The 22559-nt window shown below is 71.0% G+C and carries 16 protein-coding genes; 13 read left to right on the top strand and 3 right to left on the bottom strand.

Going from position 1 to position 22559, the window contains the following annotated elements:
• Nucleotide 1: 1 nt before the first annotated feature.
• The 12 genes from FNV62_RS34835 to FNV62_RS34780 all read left to right on the top strand — a co-directional run bounded on the left by FNV62_RS34835 (nucleotide 2) and on the right by FNV62_RS34780 (nucleotide 7910).
• Complete coding sequence (locus FNV62_RS34835) at nucleotides 2–988, top strand: beta-ketoacyl synthase N-terminal-like domain-containing protein (RefSeq protein WP_313905045.1); 987 nt, start codon at nucleotides 2–4, stop codon at nucleotides 986–988.
• Nucleotides 985–1872, top strand: coding sequence for an alpha/beta fold hydrolase (locus FNV62_RS34830; RefSeq protein WP_164331813.1), 888 nt, complete (start codon nucleotides 985–987; stop codon nucleotides 1870–1872). The genes FNV62_RS34835 and FNV62_RS34830 overlap by 4 nt, the downstream gene beginning before the upstream one ends.
• Nucleotides 1872–2882 carry a hypothetical protein gene (locus FNV62_RS34825; RefSeq protein WP_143609270.1) on the top strand — a complete coding sequence of 337 codons (1011 nt, stop codon included), beginning with the start codon at nucleotides 1872–1874 and terminating at the stop codon, nucleotides 2880–2882. The genes FNV62_RS34830 and FNV62_RS34825 overlap by 1 nt, the downstream gene beginning before the upstream one ends.
• Nucleotides 2879–3922, top strand: a complete 1044-nt coding sequence (locus FNV62_RS34820; RefSeq protein WP_143609269.1) for a beta-ketoacyl synthase N-terminal-like domain-containing protein — start codon at nucleotides 2879–2881, stop codon at nucleotides 3920–3922. The genes FNV62_RS34825 and FNV62_RS34820 overlap by 4 nt, the downstream gene beginning before the upstream one ends.
• Before the next feature lie 84 nt (nucleotides 3923–4006).
• Entirely contained in the window at nucleotides 4007–4753 is a 747-nt protein-coding gene (fabG, locus tag FNV62_RS34815) for a 3-oxoacyl-ACP reductase FabG (protein WP_054234634.1), read from the top strand.
• Nucleotides 4754–4780: 27 nt separating this feature from the next.
• A complete protein-coding gene (locus tag FNV62_RS34810) occupies nucleotides 4781–5497 on the top strand; it encodes a 2-hydroxychromene-2-carboxylate isomerase (RefSeq protein ID WP_097286312.1) in 717 nt (238 codons plus the stop codon).
• A 41-nt stretch (nucleotides 5498–5538) separates the two neighbouring features.
• Nucleotides 5539–5796 (top strand): acyl carrier protein, encoded by a 258-nt coding sequence (locus FNV62_RS34805; RefSeq protein ID WP_054234636.1) that lies wholly within the window; start codon nucleotides 5539–5541, stop codon nucleotides 5794–5796.
• Nucleotides 5793–6128, top strand: a complete 336-nt coding sequence (locus FNV62_RS34800) for a hypothetical protein (protein ID WP_143609268.1) — start codon at nucleotides 5793–5795, stop codon at nucleotides 6126–6128. Before FNV62_RS34805 ends, FNV62_RS34800 begins: the two co-directional genes overlap by 4 nt.
• Before the next feature lie 2 nt (nucleotides 6129–6130).
• The gene (locus tag FNV62_RS34795) at nucleotides 6131–6544 is read left to right on the top strand and encodes a DsrE family protein (protein WP_060894791.1); all 414 of its coding nucleotides are present in this window, start codon (nucleotides 6131–6133) and stop codon (nucleotides 6542–6544) included.
• Complete coding sequence (locus FNV62_RS34790; RefSeq protein ID WP_097286310.1) at nucleotides 6545–6928, top strand: DsrE family protein; 384 nt, start codon at nucleotides 6545–6547, stop codon at nucleotides 6926–6928. It abuts the gene before it with no gap.
• Complete coding sequence (locus FNV62_RS34785; RefSeq protein ID WP_054234640.1) at nucleotides 6925–7374, top strand: hypothetical protein; 450 nt, start codon at nucleotides 6925–6927, stop codon at nucleotides 7372–7374. The genes FNV62_RS34790 and FNV62_RS34785 overlap by 4 nt, the downstream gene beginning before the upstream one ends.
• A complete protein-coding gene (locus FNV62_RS34780) occupies nucleotides 7371–7910 on the top strand; it encodes a 3-hydroxyacyl-ACP dehydratase FabZ family protein (protein ID WP_143609267.1) in 540 nt (179 codons plus the stop codon). The genes FNV62_RS34785 and FNV62_RS34780 overlap by 4 nt, the downstream gene beginning before the upstream one ends.
• A gap of 17 nt (nucleotides 7911–7927) precedes the next feature.
• Here the strand turns inward: FNV62_RS34780 and FNV62_RS34775 are convergent, their stop codons facing one another.
• The 3 genes from FNV62_RS34775 to FNV62_RS34765 all read right to left on the bottom strand — a co-directional run bounded on the left by FNV62_RS34775 (nucleotide 7928) and on the right by FNV62_RS34765 (nucleotide 10604).
• Entirely contained in the window at nucleotides 7928–9250 is a 1323-nt protein-coding gene (locus tag FNV62_RS34775) for an NB-ARC domain-containing protein (RefSeq protein WP_060894794.1), read from the bottom strand.
• Nucleotides 9251–9390: 140 nt separating this feature from the next.
• Nucleotides 9391–9879 (bottom strand): DUF3995 domain-containing protein, encoded by a 489-nt coding sequence (locus FNV62_RS34770; protein ID WP_205521768.1) that lies wholly within the window; start codon nucleotides 9877–9879, stop codon nucleotides 9391–9393.
• Nucleotides 9880–10202: 323 nt separating this feature from the next.
• Nucleotides 10203–10604, bottom strand: coding sequence for a DUF6191 domain-containing protein (locus tag FNV62_RS34765; RefSeq protein WP_143609266.1), 402 nt, complete (start codon nucleotides 10602–10604; stop codon nucleotides 10203–10205).
• A gap of 431 nt (nucleotides 10605–11035) precedes the next feature.
• Between FNV62_RS34765 and FNV62_RS34760 the strand changes: the two genes are divergently transcribed.
• On the top strand, nucleotides 11036–22468 hold the full coding sequence (locus FNV62_RS34760) for an amino acid adenylation domain-containing protein (protein WP_143628182.1): 11433 nt from the start codon (nucleotides 11036–11038) through the stop codon (nucleotides 22466–22468).
• Nucleotides 22469–22559 lie beyond the last annotated feature (91 nt).

Genomic DNA, 22559 nt, shown 5'->3' with positions numbered 1-22559 from the left:
CGTGACCGGAATCGGCCTGGCGATGCCCGGTGCCCTCATACCCTCCGACCTGACGACCGGGACCGCCGTCGGCGCGGCGCCGTTCGACCCGGCGTCCCGGATCGGCAAGAAGGGCCTGCGCCATCAGGACCGCGCGACCCAACTCGCGCTCTGCGCCGCCCGGGACGCGCTGAACTCCGCCGGGCTGATGCTCGGCGACGCCCGGATGAGCACCCAGCGCGGCGGCGCGCCGGTCGTCGACGCCGAACTGCTGGTGCCCGCCGAGTCGGTCGCAGTCGTCGTCAGCTCGAACTTCGGCAACCTCGACTCGGTGTGCGAGGTCGTCGCCGCCATCTCGGCGGACCGCGGCACCCGGCTCATCAGCCCGGTCCTCGCACCGCGGCTGTCGAGCAACGTCACCGCTTCCGAGCTCGCGATCAGGTTCGGGCTGCGCGGCCCGAACGTGATGGTGTGCAATGGAGCGACCTCCGGTCTCGACGCCGTGCACTGGGCGACGATCTGGCTGTCGAGCGGCCGCGCCCGCCATGTCCTGGTGGTCGGTGTCGAGCCGGCCAACGACGTCGTCCGGCAACTCGTCGGACACGACCAGCCGTTGGACGGCGCCGCCGCTCTGCTGCTGGAGACCGCGAAAGCCGCGGCCGGGCGCAACGCCCCCGCCCTCGCCGGAGTGGACGGCTATCTCCGCACCGGCGGGCTGGCCGACTGCGTGTCCGCGCTCGCAGGCTCCGCGCGCGCGTGGTTCGCGCCGCGGAACGCACCGGCCTCGACCCTCGCCGGTGTGCTCCGGCACGATCTCGAAGACCGCTGGGGGCCGGCCTCGGGCGCACTGGGGGTCCTTCAATGCGCCGCCGCCGTCGGCCACTTCGCCGTCGGCGGGGACGGTCCGGTGTACGCGGTGTCCGGCACGGATGCCGACGACGCCGTCGCGGGGCTCGTCCTCACAGCACCGGTTCACACCGCGGCCGGGGACACGGTGGGCCGCCCATGATGCCTACGCACCCGTCCCACCGGGCCGAGCGAGTGGCCCCGGTCCTGCTCCAGCAACGCACGACCGCCGATGCCGGCGAGGCAGGGCCTCGGGTGCTGCTGCTGCACGGCATGGCGGACAGCAGCGCCGTCTGGGACAGGCTGTGCGCGCTCGCGCCGCACCACGACGCCCTGCGGCGAGCCCGGCTTCACTCGGCCGCACTGCCCTGGCGCGGCACCGGACCGTCCGACTGGGCGCACCGTCCCGAGCCCACCACGTGGATCTCCGACACACTGGACCAGATGGCCGACACAGCCGGCCCGGCCGATGTCGTGGTGGCGCACTCGTTCTCCGCCATGCTGCTGCTCGACCTGCTCTGCGGACCGTCAGCACCCGCCGGACACCGCATCGGGGGAATCGTGCTGGTGTCCCCCTTCTTCCGGCCCCGGCCCGAGGACTTCGACTGGGACACCCTGAAGGGACTGCCCGAGCAGTTCGTCCGCACCATGGAGGAGGGCATTCGCGTCGCGGCCGGGTCGCGGGCGAAGCCCGAACTGCACCGCGCCATGGCGGAACGGCTGTGCGAGACGATCGGCCCCTACGGCTGGTCGCGGTTCCTCGAGACGTACCTCCGTACACCGTGGCTGCGCACGGCGGAGCTGCGGACCACCACGCTGGTCGTGTCCGGCGCCGACGACCGCATCGCTGTGCCCGCGGAAGCGGAGACCCTGGTCGCGCGGACGCCCTCGGCGGCCCTGCACACGATCGAGGGGACCGGGCACTTCCCGATGTCCGAGCGGCCCGCGCAGTTCGCGGCCGTGCTCGACGGGTTCCTGCGCCGGATCACCGCCCACCCCGAAACGGCCCGGATGCGGCCCCTTTCAACGCTAGTGGAGCGCACCTGATGACTGACACCGAGACCGCGGTCAAGAACGTCCTGACGGAGACCACCACCGTTGCGCTCACGCCCGGGTACGAGGGCGCGAACATCGGAACGTACATCGGTTTCAAGCACGTCAACTACCTTGTCGAGAAGGCGGTGATCGAGCACTTCCGGCGCTCCGGGCTGCCGGTCGGAGAGCTCTATGAGCGCTATGGGCTCGGCTTCGACCTCGTCGACCTGGAGGCCCGGCTGCGCGGCGGGCTGTTCGTCGACGACGAGGCCTCGCTCCAGGTGCGGCCGGTGACCGAGCACCACGACACCGTGTTCCGGTTCAAGATCGCGATCACCGTGCTGCGTGACGGGGAGCCGAAGAAGGTCGTCACCGCCTCGGTGTCGGCCGTCCTGCGCCGGGACGAGGACGACCGGCGGCTGCCGGGCCGAGTGCCCTCCCCCGCCGTGCTCGACCGCTTCACCGTTGCCGTCATCGGCACCCCGGAGCCCGGCGAAGGGGTTCCCGCCGCCGGTACGGACCAGCTGGTGTCCGGCGGCTCCACCGACCGGGACCCGGTGCTCGAACACCTCCTGGCCGGCCGCAACGGCTACGGCTGGAAGTTCAGGATCCCCTACCCGTACGTGCACTTCTTCAGCCGGATGCACATGTCGTCCTATCTCCGGCAGATGGAGGAGGCCAAGCACCGCTTCGTCGACGCCCGCGGCATCTCCATCGGAGCGCAGCTCGCCGAACGCAACTGGATCCCCGCGGTGACCCACTCGCGGATCGAGATCCTCGGCGAGGCCCTGCTCGAAGAGGATCTCTACACCGTCTACACGGTCGAGGACATCTTCAAGAACCTGCTCTACACCGCGCGGATGGACTGCTACGTGGTGCGTGACGGCCGACCGGTGCAGGTGGCCACCGGTGTCATCACGCACGGCTACGGTGTCGTGGAGAACGGCAACCGGGCGAAGGTCGTCGCCTGGGACGAGCGGATCGACAGCGCCCTGCGGAACCTGCCCGGCGAGGGCGCATGACCACGCCGGTCATCTCCGCCTGGTCGGCGATCTCGCCGTACGGCGTCGGCCGAGAGACGTTCGTGAACGGAGTCGCGGCGGGGACGCCCGCGGTGACCCGGCTCAGCCCCGACCGGTGGCCGGTCCCGCAGCGCCAGGCCGCCCGGGTGCCCGGCTTCGTCACCGAGGAAGTGCTCGGGCGCAAGGGCACCCGGTCGATGGACCGGGTCTCGGCGCTGGCCGTCGCAGCGGTCGGCGAGCTGCTCGACTCGGCCGGTCGCCATCGCACGGTCGCCACCGGCGAGCACGCGGCGCTCGTGCTCGGCACCACCGCCGGCAGCGCCAGGAGCATGATGGAGATCACCCGGGACACACTCACCCGGGCACGGCCGTACCACATCGACACGGCGCGGATCCCCAACGCGATCATGAACAGCTCGGCCGCGCAGTGCGCCATCCGGCACGACCTCAAGGGCCCCAACACGACCGTCGCGGGCGGCCGGGCGGCCGGACTGTTCGCCCTGCGCTACGCCCTCCGGCTGCTCTCCTCGGGCCGCGCCCGCTCGGTGCTCTGCGGCGGCGCGGAGGAACTCACGCCCGAACGGGCTTGGCTGGAGTACCACTCCGGCGACCCCGCACGGCCGGCCGTACTCGGCGAGGGCTGCTCACTGCTGCTGCTCGAACCCGAGGCACCCGCCGACGCGCCAGTGCTCGCCGAGGTCCTCGGGGTCACGCTGGGGGTGTTCCGGGACGGCGATCTGGCTGCCTCACTGACGCGCTGCCTGTCCCGCTCGCTGGCACAGGCCGGGGCAACGGCAGCGGATCTGTGGGCCGTCTCCCCCTCGGCCGGGCAGGACCCGGTCCCCTTCGACGGGGCCGACCCGCTGACACTGCCCGGTGAGGACGTCTGGGGGGACGCCGGTGCCGCGGCCGCCCCGTTCCAGATCGCCTCGGTGCTGGCAGCGGCCGAACGAGACCCCGCCGCCCGGGGCCGGATCGCGGCGGTGCTGTCGGCCGACCGCGACAACGTGCTCGGCTGCGCACTGTTCCGGCTGCGATGAGGAGCAGGACAGCGATGCCGTCCGCCGAACCCCGCTGCCCCACGCCGACTCTTGACGAACTCGCGAAGGAATATGGGAGCGCGCATGTCTGAAACACCGTCACCGGTCGCGCTGGTGAGCGGCGGGTCCCGCGGCATCGGCCGTGCGATCGTGCACCGCCTGGCGCACGACGGCTACGACGTCGCGTTCTGCTACCGCAGCAGCGAGGATTCGGCCCGGGAGTTGGAGAAGGAGGTCGCCCGGCTGGGAAGGCGGGCGGTCCCCACCCGCGTCGACGTCGCGGACGCCGACGGCGTGCGGGCGTGGGTCCGCGGCACCGAGGACGAACTCGGCCCCATCGACGCCGTCGTGACCTCCGCGGGCGTGACCAAGGACGGCGCGCTGGCCCTGATGCCGGACGAGAACTGGCACAGCGTCCTCGACGTCAACCTCGATGGCATGTACAACGTCTGCCGTTCCGCGATCTTCGAGATGATGAAGAGCAAGTCCGGGGTGATCGTCAATCTGTCCTCGGTCGCCGGTGTGCACGGCCACGCCCGGCAGACCAACTACGCGGCGGCCAAGGCGGGGATCATCGGCTTCACCCGGTCGCTGGCCAAGGAGGTCGGCCCGTACGGGATCCGCGCGAACGTCGTGGCCCCCGGGTACATCGACACCGACATGACCGCCGTCCTCAGTCCGAAGGTCACCGAGGACGCCGTCGGGCGGACGGCACTGCGGCGGATGGGTCGGGCCGGGGAGGTGGCCGACCTGGTGTCGTTCCTCGTCTCCCCCCGCGCGGCCTACATCACCGGGACGGTGCTGGAGATCGACGGCGGCATCTCGCTCTGAACCCCACCGGAAAGGAGGCCACCCGACATGGCCAGGAAACCACCCCGCTGGTACTTCTCCCTGCGCAGCCCCTACTCGTGGTTCGCCTACCACGACCTGCTGAGCCGCTACCCCGACGTGGCGGACACGATCGAGTGGATCCCGTTCTGGGAACCGGACGAGCAGACCCAGGAGCTGCTGGACGCGGACGGCGTCCGGCTGTCGATCGTGGAGATGTCGCGGGCGAAGAACTTCTACATCCTCCAGGACACGCGCCGGCTGGCCGAGGCCCGCGGACTCGCCGTCACCTGGCCGGTGGACCGGGACCCCAACTGGGAAGTCGCCCACCTCGGCTATCTGGTGGCGGAGGAGGCCGGGCTGGGCCGGGAGTACGTGGCGCTCGCCTACCGTGCCCGCTGGCAGCAGAGCCGGGACATCACCGACCGTGCCACCATCGCCGAACTCGCGGTCGAACTCGGCCTGGACCCGGGCCCGGTGGCCGACGCCTCGGATGATCCGGCCGTACGGCGCCGGGGCGCGGACACCCTGATCCGCTCGCACAAGGACGGTCTGTTCGGCGTCCCGTTCTTCATCCACGGCCACGACAAGTACTTCGGCGTGGATCGGCTGCGCGCCTACGTCGCGAAGGCCCGGGGCCAGGAGCCGGGCGAGGAGGTCGAACTCGGCTGGCTGGACGAGGCCGGTCCGCTGCCCGAAACGATCCGCGCCGGCGGGGACGCCGGCCACGCGGGCGGCTGCGGCTGACCTTTCGGTCGGCCCGGAGACGAACAACGGAGGGGAATCCCATGAGTGTCGAGGCCACCTTCGACGTGGACGAGCTGCGCGAGATGATCGCCGATGTGCTGGAGGTCGACGGGGAGTCGATCACACAGGAGATCGATTTCATCCGCGACCTCGGCGTCGACTCACTCCTGGCCATGGAGCTGGCGGTCACGCTGGAACGCCACTATCGGGTCAAGATCGAATCGCATGAGATAGCGGATGTGCGGACGCTTCCGGACATCTGCGCGCTGCTGAACCGGAAACTGCGGAAGGCGACGTGAGCCAGGACCCTGCGGCCACGTCGTACCTGCTCGTCGAAACCCGCTTCGACGGCACCGCGGAACGCTTTCTCGCCGACGCCGCCACGCTGGTACACACCGGCGGTCGGGTGCGCCTGTTTCTCGCGGCCGACGCCGTCGCACTCGGCATCCGGGGGGCGAGCGCGGAGCTGCGCGAGTTCCTCGACGCCGGTGGGCGGGTCTGGATCGACGAGTTCACTCTCGGCCACCGGACCCTGCGCGCCGCACCGCTCGAGGCGGGCGTGACGTCCGCCGGTGTGGCCGACGTGGCCCGGTTGCTCCTGGACTCCGGCACCCGGGTGGTGTGGCACTGACCATGAGTCCGATCGTCGAACGCCGCACCTGGGACGTGCTTGTCATCCTCACCGCGCCGCCCCACACCACCGACACCCTGACCACCGTGCTCCGACTGGCACAGGCCGTACTGGACCAGGAGCACACCATCCGGGTCTGGGCATGCGGGTACAACACGATGCTGACGCAGAGTTCGCTGGGCGACGTCAAGCCGGCCGACCTGCGGGACCCCACGAAGTCGGCGCCGACGGCCGCCGCACTGATCCGGGGCCTGCTCACCGCGTACAAGGGCCGTTTCAGCTGGATCGTCTGCACGGCGTGCAGCGCGGAACGGGGAGCCCGGGACCACATCGCCGCGGTCCGGCTGCGCTCCGACGCCCGGCTGGCGGCCACGATCGCCGCGGCCCACCGGACCGTCTACATCGGAGGTGCGTAGATGGCCTATCTGGTCATCGTCGACCGCGGTTACCGCGGAAGCGCGGAAGCGCAGTTCTTCGACGCGCTCTACGGAGTCCAGATGCTCGGCGACCAACTCGGCGGCATGGATGTCGTCCTGCGCGGGACGACGGTCACCGCCGCGTTGGCCGATGCCGGCCCCCTGCCCGAACTCCGCGTGGGTCCGACGGTGTTGGACTCCCTGCCGGACCCGCGACGGTCCGTGCGCGCACTGGTGGACAAGGGGGCCGCCGTCTTCGTCGACCAGCCGGGACTGGCGGCCTTCGGCCTGGACGACGCCGCCCTGCTGCCCGGGATCACGCGGCTGGACACCGCCCAACTCGCGCATCGCTGGGGGGACTACGACGGGGTGTGGTTCCTGTGAGAGGGGAACGGACCTACGCCCGGCCGCTCGATGCCACCGACCGGATCACCGCGCGGGCCGACGCGGACGCGCTCCTGATCGAGGCGGCCAAGACCGTCCGGGCGACCGATCCCTATCTCGCCGGTCACTTTCCGGGGATCACGCTGTACCCGGCGATCTTCCTCCTCGACGGCATCCGGCAGGCGGTCGGCGCCGAACTGCACCGCTCCCCCGTGCTCGCCGCCCATCTCGGCCGGGGCGGCCCGCACGGCGACTGGCTCGAACTGGGGACGCTCGGGTCGGCGCGGGTGCTCAGGCCCATGCTCGAGGGGGACGAACTCCTCCTGCGCATCAAGGTCACAGCGGGGCCGCCGGGAGCCCTGCGGGCCGTGCTCGACTGCCGGCGCGCCGACGACACACAGGTCGCGAAGATGACCACCGAGCTCGTTCGGGGAGGGATCGCATGAGGTCCGGATACGGGCAGATCCTCGCGTCCCTCCCGGTCCGTCACCCGATGGTGCTGGTGGATCGGATCACGGAGTTCGACGCGGACCGCAGCATCGAGACCGCGAAGGCGGTCGCGGGCAGCGAACCGTGCTACCAGGCCATGGCCGACGATCTCCCGCCCGAGCGGTACGCCTATCCCCGGTCGATGATCCTCGAGTCGTTCGGACAGTCCGCGGCACTGCTCTGGCTCGGCAGCCGCGGTGGCCCGGACGCCGCCGGGGGCGGCCTGCCGATGGTGGGTCGCCTCCGGAACTGCCGGTTCACCGGCTCCGCTTTCCCCGGCGACGTGATCCGGCACCGTGTCCGCATCGACCGGCTGGTGGACGACAACGCGTTCATGTCCGGCGAGAGCCTCGTCGGCGACCGTGTCGTCCTCACCGTCGGATCGCTGATCGCCGTGGCACGCCCGTTGTCCGTCGTGACCGGGGGTGGGGCAGCGGCATCCATCACCGCTGCCCCACCCGCGCCACGTCGCCCGGGAAACCCACGGAAGTAAGGAGGTGGGCGTACCGCTCACCCCGCCAGCATCGTCCGGCTCTCGCAGGTCGCGCGCCTCATGGTCCGGGCGAAGGCCTGGAGCACTCGGTCCATGGTGAAGCGGCTTCTGCCCACCCCCGCCACGAAGTGTTCCGACTCCAGCAGCCCGGTCAGCCGGTCGGCCTCGGCGACCGAGATCCCGGCGAGCGCCGCGCTGCTTTCCAGGGTGAACTCCGCATCCTCGGCGAGCGCGAGCGTGCGGAAGAAATACCTCGCGTCGAGGTCGAGCATCCAGTAGGAGGACTCCAGTGCCGCGCGGACCGAGCTGTCCCGGTCGTCGTCGAGTTTCAGCGAGAGCAACTGGTCGTTGTCACGCAACGCGCTGACGAAGTTCTTGAAGCCCTGACCGGGCCGGTCGGCGAACTTGACCGCGGCCAGCCGCAGCACGAGCGGCAGGTACGCACACAGCTCGGCCAGTTCCTCGAGCTCGGCCCGTGCGTCACGCACGTACTGCTCACCGATGATGGCGGTCAGGACCGTGCAGGCGGACTCGGCGCTGAGCACGTCGAGGACCAGTCGGCGCGCGCCCTCCCTGGCCACCAGTCCCGACATCCGGTTGCGGCTGGTGACGATGGTCCGGCAGCGCCCACCGGTCGCGAGCAACGGGCGCACCTGTTCGGTGTCGCAGGCGTTGTCGAGGACGACGAGCATCCGGTGATCGGCTATCAGAGACCGGTAGCACTCCACTCGCCGCCACGGATCCGCCGGCCAGTCGTCCTCGTGCAGGCCCAGGCCGCCCAGCAGCACCCCGAGGGCACTCTCCGTGGTCAGCAGGCCGTCGGCACCACGCAGATCGACATACAACTGGCCGTCCGGAAAGTCGTTGATCAGCCGGTGCGCCCACCGGATCGCGAACGCGGACTTCCCGACGCCGACCGGGCCCGAAACGAGGACGACGTTGTCAGGCGCCTGCAGTCGGCTCACCTCGTCGGCCGCCTTGAGCTCTGCCTCACGGCCGACCAGGAACCCTACGTCGAGGGGGAGATGCCGTGGCACGTTCACGGCTCTCGACGGCTCGACGGTCATCTCGCCGTCCGTGGTCTCCCCCACCTCGCCTTCCGCCGCTTCCGCCGCGTAGAGCGTCCGCCAGCGAGCCAGCCAGCGCTCGGTGGTCTCCGCCACCTTGTCGGGCGGATGATTTCCGTGTACCAGACAAGCTGTCACGAATGCGGAGACGAACTCCGCACGCGGCAGTTTGCTGCCCCGCAGGATCGTCGAAATCGTACTTCGCGGCAACGCGTCCACCACGTCACCACTGGGCGCGGTGGTCTGCCCGCCCAGTTGCTGCAGACGCCGCATGGAAGGCTGCCCAGCCCTCAGACGAAGCTCTCGCAAATTCTGAACAAATTCCGTCACACTGTCAGACGTTGCCCAAGACAACTAATCCCCCGTAGTGCCGAATGCTCACCTGGACCAGGCCCGGTGAATTCACCCTTCCCTCAGTGAGCCGTTATGCTTCTCAATTCAACTTCTCCGGTCATTCCTTTCCCGAAGCTCCGCGCCGCCAGCCCGAACAGCACTCCGCCGAGAATGAACCAGGGGTTCCACAAGACGAGTGTCCAGAATTTCTGCGCGGAGCTGACTCCGTCGACTTCCGCCACACCCGTGATGAGCAGCACCTCTACGAGGATCCCCCGGAAGAGCAACAGCCCGCCGATACCCCAGCCGAGCACCTTGAGAAATGCCCACGGGCGCCCGTCGACACCACGTCGACGCAGGCCCAGCGCCACCGAGGCGCCGATCAGACAGAGGCAGCCGACTCCCCACAGGCCGCCGGCCACGAACCAGCCCGGCCGCTCGTCCGCGAGCCGCTGTCCCGCGGAGATGTCCAGCCCGACTTTCCCCCCGAGCGCCCAGAAGAAATGCGCACTCGCGAAAATCGTCGCCCAGCCGGCGGCGAGATACCCATACCACCGCGAACTCTTCAATCGCAATCCGTCACCATCCCCCGATTTGTGACTGTTCTGCGTACGGCCTGAAATGCACGATGCCGCACACCCGGCAACGGTGCAATATCCCGACAACGCTCCGTCAGTGACATGCGCCACGTTGACAGACCCTCGGCGCCATTACCATACGATCACCCGGAAACCCTTGCAATGGCATTTTTTGCACGGCCCGGCCGATGGATCGAAAGGATTGGCGGAGCAAGCCCGGCAGGCTCCGCGTCCCGCAAGGGACAGCTCGGTCGGCGCGGGATGTCGGCCAGGCGGCTCCGGCACGTCCGCTGATCCGCCCGGTCCGCGGCGACCTACGCGGGTGACTCCTCCTGCGGACCCTGCCCACGTCCGGACTCGGATTCCCCTCCGGCGCCGGACGGGGCCGCCGACCGCGGACCGGTCCGCCCTCCCGCGGGCAGGATGACTATGCGGGCCGTGCCGGAGGCCAGGTCGATGCGCGTGCGTGGCGGAGCACCGTCGCCCTCCTCCTCGCGGCGTCCTTCATCCTGTTGCTGCTGTTCGATCTCGATCGACTTGTTGCCGTTGAACATCAGGCCGAACTCGTCGAACGCGGAACCTGTCAGGGGGCGTCTCGCGGGCCCCCGCCGGGAGCGCAGGACACTGCGCCCCCTGAAGCCCCGCATCGCCAACTCCGCCCCGCAGCAGACGAACAACAGTAACGCCAGCGCGGGGAGTGCAGCCTCTGCCCACATGCCTGTCATGTGATGTAAAACGCGTTTCCTGTCCGGAAGGTTCCATCCCCCGGTCCGGGTCCGGCGGTCGGAGTGGCTCGAACTCGCCCAAAAGTAGAGGCACTTCAGGTCCGAACTTGCCCTCCGCGTTGTCTCGTTCCGTCCGGTGCTGTCCCGAAGCTTGCAACGACAAGCCGACGCGACAGAGTCTGCAGTTGTCCGCACGGTGCACGTATGCCGTCCCCCGTGGCCATCCGGCGAGGGGAGCCGAGCGGGGAATCCGGGGAAACCGCCCGCGCCGTCATCCCGGGCGCGGTGGGCACGGGCCGGATGGAGCCTGCGCGAGGCGTGCTTGCCACGGTTGCGGGCCGGATCGCCGGACACGCCGCCGGCGAAGGTGACGAAGTAGCCGCGAACGTGCTGCGACCACGGGCGCAGACTGAGGAGATTCGATGATCCCGCTCTCGCACGCACAGCAGCGACTGTGGTTCCTCAACCGGTTGGAAGGTCCCAGCGCCACCTACAACATGCCGGCGGTGCTGCGGCTGACAGGCGCGCTCGACCGGACCGCGCTCGCCGTGGCGCTCCAGGACCTGGTCGACCGGCACGAGCCGTTGCGCACGGTCTTCGTCGACCAGGAGGACGTGCCCTACCAGCGCTTCATCGAGCCGGGCGACGCCCGGCTCGACGTGCCCGTCACCGAGGTCGGGTCCGCGGACTTCACCGACCGGATTGCCGAGCTGGCCGCTCGCCCGTTCGACCTGGCATCCGAGATCCCCATACGGGCCGAGCTGTTCGCGGTCTCCGACCGTGAACACGTTCTGGCTCTGGTGATCCATCACATCGCCGCGGACGGCTGGTCGATGGCCCCGTTGGCCCGTGATCTCACCGCGGCGTACGAGGCCCGCCGTGCCGGGCGGGCGCCGGACTGGCCGGACCTGCCGATCCAGTACGCGGACTACACCCTGTGGCAGCAGGAGCTGCTCGGCGGAGAGGACGACCCGGAGAGCCTGATCAGCGAGCAGATCGAGTACTGGCGCAAGGCGCTGGCCGATCTGCCGGACGAGCTGCGGCTTCCGGTGGACCGGCAGCGGCCGGCCACGTCGAGCAACGAGGGCGGCAACGTCCCGTTCCACGTCGACGCGACGCTGCACCGGAAACTGTCCGAGCTGGCCGTCCGGTCGGACGCGAGCCTGTTCATGGTGGTGCAGGCGGGGCTGGCCGCCCTGCTCAGCCGGTTGGGCGCCGGCACGGACATCCCGATCGGCTCGGCCATCGCCGGCCGTACCGACGAGGCGCTCCACGAACTCGTCGGGTTCTTTGTCAACACCCTCGTTCTGCGCGTCGACACCGCCGGGAACCCCACGTTCCGCGAGCTCATCGCCCGGTCCCGGGAAACGGCTCTGTCTGCCTACGCGCACCAGGACCTCCCGTTCGAGCGGCTGGTCGACATCCTCCGGCCGGACCGGAGCCTGGGCAGGCACCCCCTGTTCCAGGTGATGCTCGCGTTCCAGAACAACACGCTGCCGCAGCTGCGGCTGCCGGGGCTGGTGGTGGAGGGCGAGCAGCTGTACACCGCCACATCGAAGTTCGACCTGGCGTTCAGCATGGGCGAACAGTTCGACCAGGAGGGCGGGCCCGGCGGCCTGGCCGGCACCATCGAGTTCGCCACCGACCTGTTCGACCGGGCGAGCGTGGACCGACTGGGCGCCCGCCTTGTCCAGGTGTTCGAAGCCATGGTCGGCGACCCCGACCGGCCGCTCGGCTCTCTGGACGTGCTGGCGCCGGACGAGCGGCAGCGGGTGCTGGACACATGGAACCGGACCGCGCACGAGGTCGACGCGGCCGGGTTCGCGGAGATCTTCCGGTCCAACGCCCTCGCGCACCCGGACGCGCCCGCACTGGCGTCCGACACGGTCACGCTGACCTACGGTGAGCTCAACACCGCCGCGAACCGGCTGGCGCGGCTGCTCACCGAGCAGGGTGCCGGACCGGGGCAGCTGGTGGCGCTGGCGATGCCCAGGTCACCCGAGCTGATCACCGCGATGCTCGCCGTGGCCAAGATCGGGGCGGCCTATCTGCCGGTCGATCCCGACTACCCGGCCGAACGCATCGCGTTCATGCTCGACGATTCCCGTCCCGCGCTGGCGGTGACCGTCCGGGAACTGGCCGAGCGCCTCCCGGCCGGCATCCCGCGCCTGGTGCTCGACGAGGAGGGCACCCGCGCCGAACTCGACCGGCAGAGCGCGGACGACCTGCCACCGAACCGGTCGCTCGACAACCCTCTGTACGTGATCTACACCTCGGGGTCCACCGGGACCCCGAAGGGCGTCGTGGTCTCGGACGCCGGAGTGGCCAGCCTGGCCCGCAGCCAGCAGGAACGCTTCGGCGCGGGGCCGGGCAGCCGGGTGCTCCAGTTCGCCTCGCCGAGTTTCGACGCGGCCTTCTGGGACTGCTGCCTGGCGCTGCTCTCCGGGGGCACGCTGGTCATCGGATCCGCCGAGCAGGTCACGCCCGGGCCGCAGTTGGCCGCGTTCGTCCGGGCCATGCGCGTCACGCACCTCACCATGCCGCCGTCGGTGCTGGCGGCACTGCCTTCCGACGCCCTGCCGTCCGGTACGACCGTGGTGGTGGCCAGTGAAGCGTGCCCCGGCCCCCTGGTGGCGCGATGGGCTCCGGGCAACCGGATGTTCAACGCCTACGGCCCCACCGAGTCGACCGTCTGCGCGACGGTGAGCGAGCCGCTGTCCGGCTCCGACGGCCCCCCGATCGGCAGGCCGCTGGACAACACCCGCGTCTACGTGCTGGACGAGGCCCTGCGTCCGGTGCCGGTGGGCGTGGTGGGAGAGCTGTACATCGCGGGCGCGGGCCTGGCCCTCGGCTACCTGCACCGTCCCGGGGTGACCGCGGAGCGGTTCGTGGCCTGCCCGTTCGGCGGGCCCGGGGAGCGCATGTACCGCACCGGCGACCTGGCCCGCTGGCGGGCCGACGGGCAGGTCGACTTCGCCGGGCGCGCCGACCAGCAGGTGAAGATCCGCGGCTTCCGGATCGAACCGGGCGAGGTCGAGGCGGTGCTGACCGGGCATTCCGCGGTACGGCAGGCGGCCGTGGTGGCGCGCGAGGACCGCCCGGGCGACCTGCAGTTGACCGCGTACCTCGTCCCGGCCGAGGACGACGGCCGCCGTGACCAGGCGGGGGAACAGCAGCAGCTCGGCAGCTGGCAGGCGACCTACGATGCCCACCACGCGGGCTTGTCCGCCGGACTGGGCGAGGACTTCTCCGGCTGGAACAGCAGCTACACCGGCCAGGCCATTCCGGTCGAGGAGATGCGGCGGTGGCGCGACGCCACCGTGGACCGGGTGCGGGAGCTCGACCCCCGACGGGTGCTGGAGATCGGGGTCGGCAGCGGTCTGATCCTCGCGCCGCTGGCGCCGCACTGCGACGCCTACTGGGGCACCGACATCTCCGAGGTGGTCATCGACCGGGTCCGCGGCCAGCTCGCCGACAGGCCCGAACTGGACGGCCGGGTCGAACTGAGGGCGCAGGCGGCCCACATCTTCGACGGCCTGCCCACCGGGTTCTTCGACACGATCATTCTGAACTCCGTCGTCCAGTACTTCCCCAGCTCCGGCTATCTGACCGACGTACTCACCCGGGCGCTTGACCTGGTCGTTCCCGGTGGCGCCGTGTTCGTCGGGGACGTACGCAACCTGCGGCTGCACCGCGCCCTGCGGACCGCCGTCGAACTCCGCTCGGCCGATGCCGCGGACGGTGACGCCGCCGAGCTGCGCAAGGCCGTCGACCTGGCGGTCTCCCGGGAGACGGAACTGCTCGTCGATCCGGACTACTTCGCCACCGTGGCCCCGTCCTTCGACCTGAGGATCAAGCCCGGCACGGACCGCAACGAGCTCACGGGCCACCGCTACGACGTGGTGCTGCGCGCGGAGCCGACCCCGGCACCGGCTGTCGGCCGGGAAGCCGTGTGGGGCCGGGACGTCACCGACGTGGACGCCTTGCGGGCATTGCTGGCCACCCGGCCGGCCGGCCTGCGTGTCACGGGCATACCCAACCGCCGGGTCGCCGGTGAGATCGCCGCCGTGCGGGCCCTCGAAGCGGGCGATCTCGCGGCCGCCCTGGCCGTGCTGACGGAACCCGATCCCGAACTGCCCGATCCCCAACTGCTCGCCGGGCTGGGCGCCGAGAGCGGCTACCGGACCGACCTGACCTGGTCGGGCGCCGACCATCGGGGCGGCGGGCTGGAGGCCGTGTTCAGCGCGCCAGGGACGACGGGCGGCGCCTACCGCCCAAGCCCGTCACCGACCCCCGACTCCCGTTCGTACACCAACGCCCCGGCCACCACCCTGACCTCGGCGGCGATGGTCGAGTCGGTGCGGGAGCACCTTCGGAACGTGCTGCCGGACTACCTGATACCGACGGCGTTCGTGGTGCTGGACCGGATGCCGTTGACGCCGAACGGCAAGGTGGACCGGCGCGCCCTGCCGGCGCCCAGCGTCTCCGCCCGGGCCTCCAGCCGTGGCCCGCGCAACGAGCGGGAAGAGGTCCTCTGCCGGATCCTCGCCGAGGTGCTCGGCCTGCCCCGGGTGGGGATCGACGACGGGTTCTTCGACCTCGGCGGCCATTCGCTGCTGGCGACCCGGCTGATCTCCCGGGTGCGGGCCGCTCTGGGAGTGGACCTGTCCATCCGCGACCTCTTCGCCGCGCCGACGGTGGCCGGGCTCGCCCAGGTGCTGGACCGGGTCGGCGGCACCCGGCGACGGCCGGTGGTGCGGGCACGGCGCCCGGAGCGGACCCCGCTCTCGCACGCGCAACAGCGGCTGTGGTTCCTGAACCGGCTGGAGGGCCCGAGCGCCACCTACAACATGCCGATCGCCGTGCGGCTGAAGGGCAGCCTCGACCGTGCCGCACTCACCGCGGCGATCCAGGACCTGTCGGACCGGCACGAATCGCTCCGCACCACCTACCCGGACGTCGACGGCACCCCCTACCAGCGCATCGTGCCGCCGGAGCAGGCCCAGGTCGAGCTCCGGGTCACCGGGACCACGGAGACCGAACTGGCCGAGCGTCTCGCCCTCGCCGCCGGCCGCGCCTTCGACCTCGCCGACGAGCTGCCGCTGTGGGCGCACCTGTTCGCGGTGTCGGCGGACGACCACGTGCTGATGCTGGTGCTGCACCACATCGCGGGTGACGGATGGTCGATGGGGCCGCTGACGCGTGACCTCACGGATGCGTACGCCGCCCGGCTCGACGGCCGTCGGCCGCGGTGGACGGAACTGCCAGTCCAGTACGCGGACTACGCGCTGTGGCAGCGGGAGCTTCTCGGCCGCGAGGACGAGCCGGACAGCCTGATCAGCGAACAGATCGCGTTCTGGCGCGAGACGCTGGCCGACCTGCCCGAGGACCTGCGGCTGCCCTACAGCCGGCCTCGAAGCACGAGCGGCGAGTACCACGGTTCCACCTTCTCGTTCCGGATCGGGGCGGAGACCCATCGTCGCCTCGCGGCCCTGGCCAACGACTCCGGCACCAGCCTGTACATGGTCAGCCAGGCCGGGCTCACCGCCCTGCTCACCCGGCTCGGCTCCGGCACCGACATCCCCATCGGCACCCCGGTCGCCGGACGCACCGACCAAGCCCTCGACGAGCTCATCGGCGTCTTCCTCAACACCCTGGTGCTGCGGACCGACACCAGCGGAAATCCCACGTGGCACGAGCTGCTCGGCCGCATCAGCGAGACCAATCTCAACGCCTACGCGAACCAGGACCTGCCGTTCGAGCGACTCGTCGAGATCCTGAACCCCAGCCGATCCAACGGGCGCCTGCCGCTGTTCCAGATCCTGCTGTCGCTGCACGGCGCCACACCGGAGCCGGCGTTCCCCGGCCTGGTCGCCCGGGGCGAAGCGCTCGACCGGATCGTGCAGAACAAGTTCGACCTGGCCATCCACCTCCGCGAGGCCTTCGACGAGGACGGTGCCCCGGCAGGCCTGGACGGCATGGTCGAGTACTCGACCGACCTGTTCGACGAGGCGGCCGTCGAGCAGCTGTCCGACCACCTGGTGCGCCTGCTCTCCGCGATGGCCACCGATCCAGGGCAGCGGATCGGTGCGGCCGAACTGCTCGATCCGGCCGGTCGCGAGCGGGTCGTACGGACCTGGAACGACACGGCGCACGAGGTGCCGCGCACGACTCTGCCCGAGCTGTTCGCCGCGCAGGCGGCCCGGACGCCCGACCGGACAGCGGTGGAGTTCGAGGACGCCTCACTGACCTACAGCCAACTGGACCTGCGGGCGGGCCGACTCGCCCGGCTGCTGGCCGAACACGGTGCCGGCCCCGAACAGTGCGTCGCGGTCGTGCTGCCGCGCTCCGAAGCCCTGGTCGTCACGCTGCTGGCCGTGCTGAAAACCGGTGCCGCGTACCTGCCGATCGACCCCGGCTATCCGGCCGAGCGGATTCAGTACCTGCTCGACGACGCCCGACCGGTGCTCACACTCACCGAGGACCATCCGGTCTTCGGCGTCGAGCCGGCGGGCCCCGTACTCGGCCGCGACGAGGTCGCATGCGTTCCGGAGCACCCCGCCTACGTGATCTACACCTCGGGATCGACCGGGCGGCCCAAGGGCGTGGTGGTGTCCCACGCGAGCATCGTCAACCGACTGCTGTGGATGCAGGACCGGTACGGGCTCGACGAGACCGACCGGGTGCTGCAGAAAACCCCCGCCGGGTTCGACGTCTCGGTCTGGGAGTTCTTCTGGCCGCTGATCACCGGCGCCACGCTGCTGGTGGCCAAGCCCGACGGGCACAAGGATCCGGCGTACCTGGCCGAACTGATCCGCGAACAGCGGGTCACCACAGCGCACTTCGTACCGTCGATGCTGGCCGCGTTCGTCGCGGAGCCGGGTGCGGCACGGCTGCCGGACCTGCGCCGGCTGATCAGCAGCGGAGAAGCGCTGCCGGTCGAGCTGGCTCAGCGGGCCCGCGCGACGATCGGGGTCCCGATGCACAACCTGTACGGGCCGACCGAGGCGTCGGTCGACGTGAGCGCCTGGGAGTACCGGGACGAGCCCGGCGCCGTCTCCGTGCCGATCGGCCGTCCGGTGTGGAACACCGCGCTGTACGTGCTCGACGCCGCGCTGCGTCCGGCGCCGGCCGGGGTGGTCGGCGAGCTGTATGTCGCCGGTGCCCAGCTGGCCCGCGGGTATCTGCGCCGCCCGGCCCTGACCGCCGAGCGGTTCGTGGCCTGCCCCTTCGGCGAAGCCGGTGAACGGATGTACCGAACCGGCGACTTGGCGATCTGGCGCGCCGACGGGCAGCTCGAGTTCGTCGGCCGCGCCGACGACCAGGTCAAGGTGCGCGGCTTCCGGGTCGAGCCCGTCGAGATCGAGGCGGCCCTGGCGAGGCACGACGGCGTCGCGCAGGCCGCGGTCGTGCCCCGCACGGACGACTCCGGGGACACCCGGCTCTTCGCCTATGTCGTCCCGGCCCGGCAGCCGGAGACCGACCAGGACACCGCGGACCGCCCCGAGCCCGCGGCGTTGCGCGAGTTCCTCCTCCGTTCCCTGCCGGAGCATCTGGTCCCGGCTGCGTTCGTGGTGCTGGACGCACTGCCTGTCACACCGAACGGGAAGCTGGACCGACGGGCACTGCCGGCGCCCGACTTCGCCGGCCGGGAGGCGGGACGGGGGCCGCGCGATCCGCGCGAGGCCGCGCTCTGCCGGATCTTCGCGGAGGTCCTCGGTCTGCCCGGAGTGGGGATCGACGACGGGTTCTTCGACCTCGGCGGCCACTCCTTGATGGCGACCCGGCTGATCTCCCGAGTACGGGCCACGTTCGGCGTCGATCTGGCGATCCGCGACCTGTTCGGCACACCGACCGTGGCCGGGCTCGTCCGGGTGCTCGACCGGGCCGGCGACACCCGACGGCAACCGGTCGTGCGGACGCGGCGGCCGGAGCGGGTGCCGTTGTCGCACGCGCAGCAGCGGCTGTGGTTCCTGAACCGGCTGGAAGGCCCGAATGCCGCCTACAACCTACCGATGGCGGTGCGGCTGATCGGTTCGCTGGACCGGTCGGCGCTGGCCGCCGCGATCGCCGACGTCATCGCGCGGCACGAGACGCTGCGCACGGTCTTCCCGGACGTCGACGGCGTTCCCTACCAGCTCATCCTCGACCCCGACCGGGCACAGGTGGAACTCGTGGTGACCGAGGTCGGCCGGGACGAGCTGGCCGCGGCGATCGCGGAGACCGCCGAACGGGGCTTCGACCTCCAGAGGGACCTGCCGCTGCGCGTTCGGGTGCTCACCGTGTCCCCGACCGAGCACGTGCTGGTGCTGGTCGTGCACCACGTCGCCGGCGACGGCTGGTCCCTGGTCCCGCTCACCCGCGACCTGAGCACCGCGTACGCGGACCGCTGCGCGGCCCGAGCGCCCCGGTGGACCGAACTGCCCGTGCAGTACGCGGACTACGCGTTGTGGCAGCGAGAGTTGCTGGGCCGCGAGGACGATCCGTCGAGCCTCATCAACGAGCAGGTCCTGTACTGGCGTGACGCGCTGGCCGGGATTCCGGACGAGCTGCCGTTGCCGACGGATCGTGCGCGGCCGAAGACGCCGAGCTACGCCGGCGGCAGTGTCGCCTTCGGCTACGGCCCGGAGCTGCACGCCCGGATCAACAAGCTGGCTGTCGACTGCCACGCGACCGCGTTCATGGTCGTCCAGACGGCGCTCGCGTCCCTGCTGACCCGGCTCGGCGCCGGCACCGACATCCCGATCGGCTCGCCCATCGCCGGGCGTACGGACGAAGCCTTCGACGAGCTCGTCGGGTTCTTCGTCAACACGCTGGTGCTACGCACCGACACCAGCGGCGAACCGACGTTCCGCGAGGTCATCGACCGGGTGCGGGAGGCCAACCTCAACGCCTACGCTCACCAGGATCTGCCGTTCGAGTACCTCGTCGAGGCTCTCAACCCGGACCGGTCGGTGGCCCGGCATCCGCTGTTCCAGGTGATGTTCGCCTTCCAGAACACCCGGGACACCGAGCTGCGGCTGCCCGGCCTCGCCGCCGAGGGCGCTCCGGTCGGCGTCGAGGCCGCCATGTTCGACCTGTCCGTCCACCTGGAAGCCAGGTACCACGCGGACGGCCGGGAGGGCGGTGCGCGCGGCGCGCTCGTCTACAGCACTGACCTGTTCGACCGGGAGACCGCTGAGGCGATCGTCGCCCGCCTGCTGCTGATGCTTGAGGCGATCACTGCCGATCCGGGGCAGCGGATCAGCCAGGTCGAGCTGCTCGAACCGGCCGAGCGGACGCGGATCCTGCGGGAGTGGAACGGCGAGACCGCAGAGGTCCCGGCAACGACCCTGCCGCGGCTGTTCGCCGCCGCGGCCTCCCGTGACGGCACCGCCACCGCGGTCCGCGCGGCCGGCGCGCGGTTGAGCTACGACGAGCTGCGGGCCGCCGCGAACCGGTTGGCACGGCTGCTGGTGGCGTACGGCTGCGGCCCGGATCAGCGGGTCGCGCTGGCCCTGCCGAGGGACGAGCGGCTGCCGATCGCGATGTGGGCGGTGCTGAACTCCGGTGCCGCTTACCTGCCGATCGACCCCGGTCATCCGGCCGAGCGCGTGCGGTATCTGATCGAGGACGCCCGGCCGGTGCTGGTGCTGACGGACAGCGCCGGCGCGGCTGTCCTCCCCGACGACCAGGCCCGGATCGTGCTCGACGACCCGGCGACCGAAGCCGCGCTGGCCCGGCTCGACCCCACCGATCTGGGCGACGCGGACCGACTGGCGCCGCTGCACCCGGACGACGCGGCCTACGTGATCTACACCTCGGGGTCGACCGGGCGGCCCAAGGGCGTGGTGGTCACGCACCGGTCGGTGGCGAACCTGGCGGCGTGGGCACGGGACACCTTCCCCGAGGACGTGTTCGGCGCCGCGCTCGCCTCGACCTCGGCGAGCTTCGACGTCTCGGTGTCGGACATGATCCTGCCGCTGCTGGGCGGTGGATGCATCGAGGTGGTGCGGGACGTGCTCGCTCTCGCCGGGGAGGACCGTCCGGAGGCGAGCCTGGTGTGCACGGCGCCGTCCGCGATGTCGGCGGCCCTCGCCCCGGGCGGTGAGCTCCGGATCGGCACCCTCATCCTGGTGGGCGAGGCGGTCTCGCCGCGGTTGGTGCACGAGCTGCGGGCCGCCGCACCCGGTGTGCGGATCGCAAACCTCTACGGCCCGACGGAGGCCTGCGTCTACGCCACCGCGTGGTTCGACGACGGGAACGCCGCAGGGGTGGCGCCCATCGGCCGGGCGATCACCAACTACCGGACGTACGTGCTGGACGACGGCCTCCGTCCGGTGCCGCCCGGCGTCGCCGGGGAGCTGTATCTGGCCGGGGCGGGTCTTGCCCGGGGCTATTTCGGGCGGCCCGCGATGACCGCGGAACGGTTCGTCGCCTGCCCGTTCGGCCATGCGGGGGAACGCATGTACCGGACCGGTGACCTGGTGCGGTGGCGCTTCGACGGCCAGTTGGAGTTCATCGGCCGGGTCGACGACCAGGTCAAGATCCGCGGTCACCGGGCCGAACCCGCCGAGACCGAGGCCGTGCTCGCCCGGCACGGGTCCGTGGCCCAGGTCGCGGTGCTCGCCCGGCGGGACCGGCGGGGGGACACCACCCTGGTCGCGTACGCCGTCCCTGCCGACGGCCACGAGGTCCGGCCTGCCGAGATGATCGAGTTCGCCCGCCGTGAGCTGCCGGGGCATCTGGTCCCGTCGGCGGTCGTGTCGCTCCCGCGCCTCCCGTTGAACGCAAGCGGAAAGCTGGACCGGCGCATGCTGCCGACACCCGAGACCGCGAAGGCCATCAGCAGCAGGGAACCACGCGATGCGCGGGAACGGGCGCTGTGTGAACTGTTCGCCGAGGTGATCGGTGTGCCGGCGGTCGGGATCGACGACAGCTTCTTCGAACTGGGCGGGCACTCCCTGCTCGCCACTCGGCTCGTCGCGAAGGCACGGGCCCGGCTCGGCGTCGAGTTCGCCGTGCGCACCCTGTTCGAGGCGCCGACCGTGGCCGGCCTGGCCGAACGCCTCGACTCCGACAGCCCGGCCACCTCGCTGGAGGTCCTGCTGCCGCTGCGTGCCGAAGGCGGCCGGCCCCCGCTGTTCTGCGTGCATCCGGCGACCGGGCTCGGCTGGGTGTACGCGGGCCTGCTACAGCATCTCGACCGGGAGCAGCCGATCTACGCGCTTCAGGCCCGCGGTCTGGCCGGGCAGGTCGAGTTCGCCGAGTCCCTCGACGACATGGCGGCCGACTACGTCGCCCAGATCCGCGCGGTACAACCACACGGGCCCTATCACCTGCTCGGCTGGTCGTCCGGTGGCGCGGTGGCCCACGCCATCGCCGAGTTGCTGCGCGCCGATGGCGAACCGGTGCGCCTGCTCGCCATGCTGGACACCACGGTTCCCGGGCACGGGTACCGGCAACCGGACACCGACGTGCTGTTCAGGGCCCTGCGGGACCTCGGTCTGGATCTGGCGCCGACGGCGGAGGGGGAGCTCGACTTCGCCCGGGTGCACTCGTTCCTGCGCGAAGTCGACCACCCGCTGGCCGGTCTCGGCGAACGCAGCCTGGCCGCGCTGTCGGAGGTCTACGGCCGGCAGACCTCGATGCTGCACGAGCCGTTCAGTCGCACGGTCGACGCCGACCTGCTGTTCTTCACCGCGTCCCGCAGCCATCCGGACGATCCGGACTTCGCGATGGCCTGGCAGCCGCTGATCGCGGGCCGGATCACGGAAATCGAGATCGACTGCGAACACAACCAGATGACCGAAGCGGCGGCACTGTCCCGGATCGCGCCGGTTCTTCGGGCGAAGCTCTCGGCAGCCGATGAGTGAGGAATACCGAATGAGGAGAGCTCCGGTGTCGTCGGCGGTAGGCAGGTCACCTTGACCTGAACCGCGTCGCCCTGCGCGGCGTCGGCAACGG

This window comes from Streptomyces sp. RLB3-17, from assembly GCF_007113425.2.
Lineage (GTDB): Bacteria > Actinomycetota > Actinomycetes > Streptomycetales > Streptomycetaceae > Streptomyces > Streptomyces mirabilis_D.
The sequence above is the reverse complement of the archived record's forward strand: the minus strand, read 5'-3'. Positions and strand labels throughout refer to the sequence as shown.